This is a genomic window from Pseudomonas sp. (assembly GCF_049645325.1).
Taxonomy (GTDB): Bacteria; Pseudomonadota; Gammaproteobacteria; order Pseudomonadales; family Pseudomonadaceae; genus Aquipseudomonas.
In genome coordinates this window covers 1-3,396 of the sequence record NZ_JBARTQ010000341.1, presented here as the reverse complement: position 1 = coordinate 3,396, position 3,396 = coordinate 1, and the positions used below count along the sequence as shown (strand labels likewise).

2 protein-coding genes are annotated in these 3,396 nt (G+C 58.7%); one reads left to right on the top strand and one right to left on the bottom strand.

Translation table 11 applies throughout. The annotated features are described in order from the left end of the window. Positions 1 to 715: 715 nt before the first annotated feature. Positions 716 to 2,011, bottom strand: coding sequence for a glycine-betaine demethylase subunit GbcA (gene gbcA, locus WBB95_RS15320; protein ID WP_424488355.1), 1,296 nt, complete (start codon positions 2,009 to 2,011; stop codon positions 716 to 718). 283 nt (positions 2,012 to 2,294) lie between these two features. Here gbcA and gbcB point away from each other — a divergent pair, with 283 nt between their 5' ends. Then, positions 2,295 to 3,395, top strand: coding sequence for a glycine-betaine demethylase subunit GbcB (gbcB, locus tag WBB95_RS15315; RefSeq protein ID WP_424488354.1), 1,101 nt, complete (start codon positions 2,295 to 2,297; stop codon positions 3,393 to 3,395). The last annotated feature ends 1 nt before the right edge of the window (position 3,396 follow it).

The following is a 3,396-nucleotide window of genomic DNA, read 5'->3' as shown; positions in this document are numbered from 1 at the left end:
ACACAAGCCCGCACCCTCTTAATTTTCTCGGCGTCTTCGTGGTTTACCCACAATCCCTGTTGACCCACCTGTGGATAACCTGTTTGCGACTGTCCACACCCCCTGCCAATCAAGCCCTCCAGCCTGCTGTACGAAAAACAACCACTCTAACTGACGGTTTTTCCTTGGGTTTTCCCCTGAATAACGTTGATGCCCGGCGCAGACTTGCCCCCAAAGTCTGTTGGCGCTTCTGTGGATAAGATGTTTGCTATCGTCTGCAGGCCTTATAAACAGAGGCTTTCAGTGAGCTGGTTGAAATATGATCAATTTAAGCTATTTCTCGAATAAAACGCCTGAATGCCCCGGTTTATGAAGGTTTGACGGGGTTTTCCACAGCGTTGCCAAAGTTGCCCCCAAAGTCTGTTGGTGCTTCTGTGGATAAGGTGTTCGCGTAGTGCTACAGGGCACGCAGTTCGTGGCTTACAGGGAGTTGATCAATAAGTGAGCAGTGGCGGGTGAATTGCGCCCATTTGAATAAGTCACGGATTTTCTTCGGTTATTTTTCGACACCAGCCGTACTTGCCCACAATTGCTGTGGGTGGCTTTGTGGATAAGTTGTTGGGCAAAGGCTGGAGGGCAGGAAGACAAAGGGCTGCGAGAGGGTTGATCAATGTTTGATCGCTGGTGACAGTCAATGTGGGAGCTGGCTCCCACATTTTCATGGCTGGGGAAGCTGTTATTCGTGAACGGCCACACCTTTCAGGTAAGGCGCCGGCGCCGCGCCGAGGTTGCTCAGCAAGCGTTCGCTGTACCAATCCACAAAGTTCACCACGCCAAACTCATACGTCTGCGAGTACGGGCCCGGCTGGTAAGCGGTGGAGTTGATGCCGCGCTGGTTCTCTTCGGCCAGGCGACGGTCCTGGTCGTTGGTGGCGTCCCACACTTTGCGCATACGCTCCACGTCATAGTCCACGCCTTCGACGGCGTCCTTGTGCACGATCCACTTGGTGGTGACCATGGTTTCCTGGGCGCTGATCGGCCACACGGTGAACACGATGATGTGGTCGCCCATGCAGTGGTTCCATGAGTGCGGTAGGTGCAGGATGCGCATCGAGCCGAGGTCCGGGTTCTGGATGCGGCCCATCAGCTTGTTGCAGCCTTGCTTGCCGTCGAGCGTCATCGACACGGTGCCCTTAAGCAGCGGCATGCGCACGATACGGTTACGCAGGCCAAAGCTGGCGTGGGCGTACGGGATTTTCTCGGCATCCCAGGCGGCGGCGGAGGCGGCCACGTGGTCCTTGAAGGCCTGGTCGGCGCGCGGGTCGGTGACGTCGTCCCACTCCAGCAGGGTTTTCAACAGCTCGGGGTGCGACGCGTTGCAGTGGTAGCACTCGCGGTTGTTTTCCAGCACCAGTTTCCAGTTGGCTTTTTCGAACAAGGTGGTCTGGATCGCCACCTTGGTGTTTTCCATGTCGTACGGTTCCATGTAGTGGTTCAGCGTCGACAGGAAGTCATCGATGGCCGGCGGGGTCTCGGCCAGGCTGATGAAGATGTAGCCACCGGCAGTCTTCACGTTCACGGGTTTGAGGCCGTATTGCTTCATGTCGAAGTCGGCGCCCATCTCGGTGCCGGCGAACAGCAGGCGGCCGTCCAGCTCGTAGGTCCACTGGTGGTAATGGCAGACGAGTTTGGCGACTTTGCCCTTGTCGCTGGTGCACAAGCGCGAACCCCGGTGACGACACACGTTGTGGAACGCATGCACCACGCCCTCGGCGCCACGGATCACGATGATCGGGTTCTTGCCGATCTGCAGGGTGATGTAGTTGCCTTTGGTTGGGATCTCGCAGGTCATGCCGGCGATCAACCACTCTTTCTGGAAGATCTCCTGCATGTCGATATCAAACAGGCGCTCATCAGAGTAGAACGGCTGCGGCAGCGAAAAGGTGCGCTCGCGCTCTTGCAGCATTTGCGCGGTGGCCTTGCGTGCGGGTTCCAGCGGATCGCCCAAGCTTAAGGTTGCGGTGACGTCCATCGTGTGTGTCCTCATGGCCATTCTGTGTGGCCGGCGAATAGTGACTAATCAGGTTTTGCAGCAAGGCGTAAAGAAAGCGTGTTTGTTGGGAGCGAGTGTGGGCCCGGCAAAGGCCAGAACCTTGTCCATTAGCGACATGGCCCACTCTGATCCCGACGCGCAACCCCCGTCGTATGGGGGCTGGTCGCGATAAGTATGTGAATGTCGCAGATAGGTAAATGGGCGGTTCTCGCGTTACGCAGAATCGCCACCATAAAGCCGAATATCGGCGGTGGAGAACAGCATGTCCAACAGCTTCCTGAATCCGGTCACTACCCAGACCTGGGCCAATGGTCGGCACATCGTCCGTTGCGTCAAAGTCATCCAGGAAACCTGGGACGTGCGCACCTTCTGCTTCATGGCCGACCAGCCGATCCTGTTCTTTTTCAAGCCGGGGCAGTTCGTCACCCTGGAGCTGGAAATCGAAGGCCAGCCGATCATGCGCTCCTACACCATTTCCAGCTCGCCGTCGGTGCCGTACAGCTTTTCGGTGACCATCAAGCGCGTGCCGGGCGGCAAGGTGTCTAACTGGTTGCACGACACCCTGCACGAAGGCCAGGAGTTGGCGGTGCACGGGCCGGTCGGGCTGTTCAATGCCATCGACTTCCCGAGCCCGAAAGTGCTGTACCTCAGTGGCGGCGTGGGCATCACCCCCGTCATGTCCATGGCGCGCTGGTTCTATGACACCAACGCCAACGTCGACATGACGTTTATCCACAGCGCGCGCTCGCCCAAAGACATCATCTACCACCGCGAGCTGGAACACATGGCGTCGCGGATCGACAACTTCAGCCTGCACCTGATCTGCGAGAAGCACGGCCTGGGCGAGCCGTGGGCGGGGTATCGCGGCTACCTGAACCACAAGATGCTCGAACTGATGGTGCCGGACTTCCTGGAGCGCGAAGTGTTCTGCTGCGGCCCGACGCCGTACATGAGCGCGGTGAAACGCCTGCTGGAAGCGTCCGGTTTCGACATGACGCGTTATCACGAGGAATCCTTCGGCGCCACGCCACCGGAAGCCCGCGCCGACGCCGTGGAGCAAGCCGAGCAGGCAGCGGATGCGCCGGAAGTCGATTTGGCGGACCTGCACCAAGTGGAATTCATCGCCTCGGGCAAAAGCATCCGCGTGGCGCCGGGCGAAACCGTGCACGCCGCGGCGGCCAAGCTTGGCCTGCTGATTCCGAAAGCCTGCGGCATGGGGATTTGCGGGACGTGCAAGGTGATGAAGCTGGGTGGCGAGGTCGAGATGGACCACAACGGCGGGATCACCGAGGAAGACGAAGCCGAGGGTTACATCCTCTCGTGCTGCAGCGTGCCGAAGGGCGACGTGCGCATCGAGTTCTGAC

Bases quoted from the DNA above. Each gene is read 5' to 3' on its own strand.
- gbcA (WP_424488355.1), bottom strand. From the start codon at position 2,011: ATGGACGTCACCGCAACCTTAAGCTTGGGCGATCCGCTGGAACCCGCA.
- gbcB (WP_424488354.1), top strand. From the start codon at position 2,295: ATGTCCAACAGCTTCCTGAATCCGGTCACTACCCAGACCTGGGCCAAT.